A 3467-nucleotide genomic window follows, 5' to 3' on the forward strand; every position below is an offset into this window, starting at 1 on the left:
GCTTCGAACCTGGAGCCGATTTCCGGGCCGCTCAACCTGGCTTATGTCATCTACACGTCGGGAACGACCGGCAGACCCAAAGGAACGCTGATCGAGCATAAGAACGTCGTGCGCCTCCTGTTCAATGACAAGAACCTGTTCGATTTCGGGCCGTCCGACACGTGGACGCTGTTCCACTCGTTCTGCTTCGATTTCTCCGTTTGGGAAATGTACGGAGCGCTGCTGTACGGAGGCAAGCTGGTCATCGTACCGCCGTTCACGGCGAAAAATCCGGCCGATTTCCTGGCGCTGCTGGGCCGCGAACAGGTTACCATTTTGAACCAGACGCCAACGTACTTCTACCAGCTGCTGCGCGAGGTCTTGACGGACCATCCGTACGATTTGCGGATTCGCAACGTCATCTTCGGGGGCGAAGCGCTGAGTCCGCTGCTGCTCAAGGGCTTCAAGACGAAGTACCCGGAGACGAAGCTGATCAATATGTACGGCATTACCGAGACGACTGTTCACGTGACGTATAAGGAAATAACGTGGGTCGAAATGGAGGCGGCGAAGAGCAATATCGGCAAGCCGATCCCGACGCTGAGGGTGTACGTCCTTGATGAAAGCCGCCGGCCTGTGCCGATCGGCGTAGCGGGCGAAATGTACGTGGCCGGGGAAGGCCTTGCGAGAGGATACCTGAACCGCCCGGATCTGACGGCGGAGAAGTTCGTCGATTCCCCGTTTGCGGAGGGGGAGAAACTGTACCGCTCGGGCGACTTGGCGGCTTGGCTGCCGGACGGCAACATCGAATACCTGGGCCGGATCGATCACCAGGTCAAAATCCGCGGGTACCGGATCGAGCTGGACGAAATCGAGACGCAGCTGCTGAACGTCGAGGGCGTGGAAGAAGCGGTGGTGCTTGCCCGTCAGGACGGCGGGGGCGAGAAGGCGCTTGTCGCCTACTTTGTGGCGGATCGGACACTGACGGTCAGCGAAATGAGAACCTCGCTGGCCCAGGGAATGCCGGGGTACATGATCCCGTCGTACTTCGTGCAGCTGGAGCGCATGCCGCTGACGGCCAATGGCAAAGTAGACCGCAAAGCGCTGCCGGAACCGCAAGGCAGCTTGCAGACGGGCGTCGAATATGTAGCACCGCGTAACCGGATGGAGTCCCAGCTTGTGAAGATCTGGGAGGAAGTGCTGGGCTACTCCGGCATTGGAGTCCTGGACAATTTCTTCGAGCTCGGAGGCCACTCCTTGCGGGCGACGAACCTTGTCAGCAAGATTCAAAAGGAAATGAACGTCGAACTTCCGCTGCGCGATGTGTTCCGCTATACGACGGTAGAGTCGATGGCCGGGGCTATTGCCAGCTTGGAAGAAACGCGGCACAGCTCAATTCCGAAAGCGGAAGAGAAAGCGTACTATCCGGTTTCCTCCGCGCAAAAAAGGCTGTACGTCCTGCACCAGCTGGATGGCTCGGAGCTGAATTACAACCTCCCAAGTGCCTTGCAGTTGGAAGGGGCTTTGAACGAGGCCAAAGTGGAAAAGGCGCTGACTACTTTGGTGGCCCGGCATGATATGCTGCGCACCGGTTTTGAAATCGTGAATGGGGAGCCGGTTCAGCGTATTCATCCGCTCGTAGCTTTCAAGGTCGAAAAGCTTCAAGCAAGCGAAGATCAGGTTGCGGCCATTCTTGAAGGCTTCATTCAGCCTTTTGACTTGACCCAGCCGCCTTTGCTGCGCGCCCTGCTGATCGAACTGGAGAAAGAGAAATTCCTGCTCGCACTGGATATTCATCATATTGGTTCCGACGGCCTTTCCATGGACGTGCTGCTGCGCGAATTCGTGCGGCTTTACAATGGGGAAGAATTGCCGGAGCTGCGGATTCAATACAAGGATTACGCCGTTTGGCAGCAATCCGAGGAGCAGCGCCAGCGCATCAAACGGCAGGAGGAATACTGGCGTGGGGTATTCAGCTCCGAGCTTCCGGTTCTTGAGCTGCCTCTCGACTTCTCCCGCCCAGCCGTGCAGCAGTTTGACGGTCAAACGCTCACGTTTACGCTGGATGCGGAGAAAAGCGAAGCTCTCAAACGGCTTGCCGGCGATTCAGGGGCGACGCTGTACATGCTTCTGCTGGCTGCGTACTCCGTATTGCTTCATAAATACGCGGGACAGGAAGATATAGTGGTCGGCACTCCGATTGCCGCCCGTTCTCACGCCGACCTGCAGCCGATTATCGGTATGTTCGTCAATACGCTGGCCCTTCGCTTGGGTCCGGCGGCGGAGCGGACGTTCCTGGATTACTTGCAGGAAGTGAAGGAAACAACGCTTGGAGCCTACGAGCACCAAGACTATCCGTTCGAGGAGCTGGTGGAAGCTCTTCAGGTGAGCCGGGATTTAAGCCGGAATCCTCTGTTTGACACCATGTTTTCTTTGCAAAAGCACGAAAGCTTGGATTTAACCCTGGAAGGCTTGCAATGGTCGCTGTTCGACATCGAGGAAAAGACGGCAAAGTTTGACCTTAGCTTTGATATCGTGGAAGCCGATAACGAACTGGTTTGCAAGATCGAATACGCTACCTCGTTGTTTAGACAGGAAACGGTGGTACGGCTGGCGGGACATTACGAGCAGCTTTTGACATCGATCCTGGCTCAGCCGGGTGCGCGGATTTCGGATTTGGATATCTTGACGGACAGCGAAAAACATGATTTGCTGGTCGGGTTTGACGTGTCGTCTTCGGCTCTTGCGAAGCAACCCGCCGCAGAGGGTACAGGTTTGGAAGCGGATGAGTCGTGGAGAGAGAGAACGTTCCACGAGCTGTTCGAGGAGCAGGCGGAGCGCACTCCGGAAGCGCTGGCGGTTGTCTACGAAGACAGCAAGCTGACGTATGCGGAGCTGAACGCCAAAGCGAATCGTCTGGCGTATGCACTGCGGGCGCGTGGGGTGAAGCCGGAGCAGGTGGTCGGCATTCTGGCCGATCGTTCGGCGGAGCTGTTGATCGGGGTGCTCGCCGTATGGAAAGCGGGCGGCGCTTATGTGCCGCTCGACCCGGACTATCCGGCGGAGCGGATCGAGTATATGCTCGCGGACAGCGGGGCGTCGGTGCTGCTTACGCAGACCCGCCTGCTGGAGCAGGCGGAAGCTTGGCGCAGCGACGGAGCTCTAGTGCTGCAAACGGTGCTTGCGCTTGACGACGCCGCGACGTACAGCCTCGGAGCGGCGGAAGCGGCTGTGGGTGTACAAGCTTTGGGCGAAGCAGGCGCAGAGGCGGAGGCTTTGGCGCAAGCAGCTGCTGCCGAAACGTCCGCCACGGCAGAAGCCGAGAAGAACGTACTAGCGGTAGATCTCGCGTCGAATCCGGCGAATGTGAACAAGCCGCGCGATTTGGCTTACGTCATCTACACCTCCGGTACGACGGGCAAGCCGAAGGGCGTGATGATCGAGCACCGCAGCCTGGTGAACACGGCGGCGGGCTACCGGCGGGAATA

Annotated in this window: 1 protein-coding gene; it reads left to right on the top strand. The window is 58.1% G+C overall.

What is annotated here, in order from left to right; translation table 11 throughout:
• A partial coding sequence (locus G9G57_RS25185) for a non-ribosomal peptide synthetase (RefSeq protein ID WP_164965675.1) occupies positions 1 to 3467 on the top strand: 3467 nt, incomplete at both ends.

This window comes from Paenibacillus sp. EKM211P, from assembly GCF_011066175.1.
In the GTDB taxonomy this organism is placed as follows: domain Bacteria; phylum Bacillota; class Bacilli; order Paenibacillales; family Paenibacillaceae; genus Paenibacillus; species Paenibacillus polymyxa.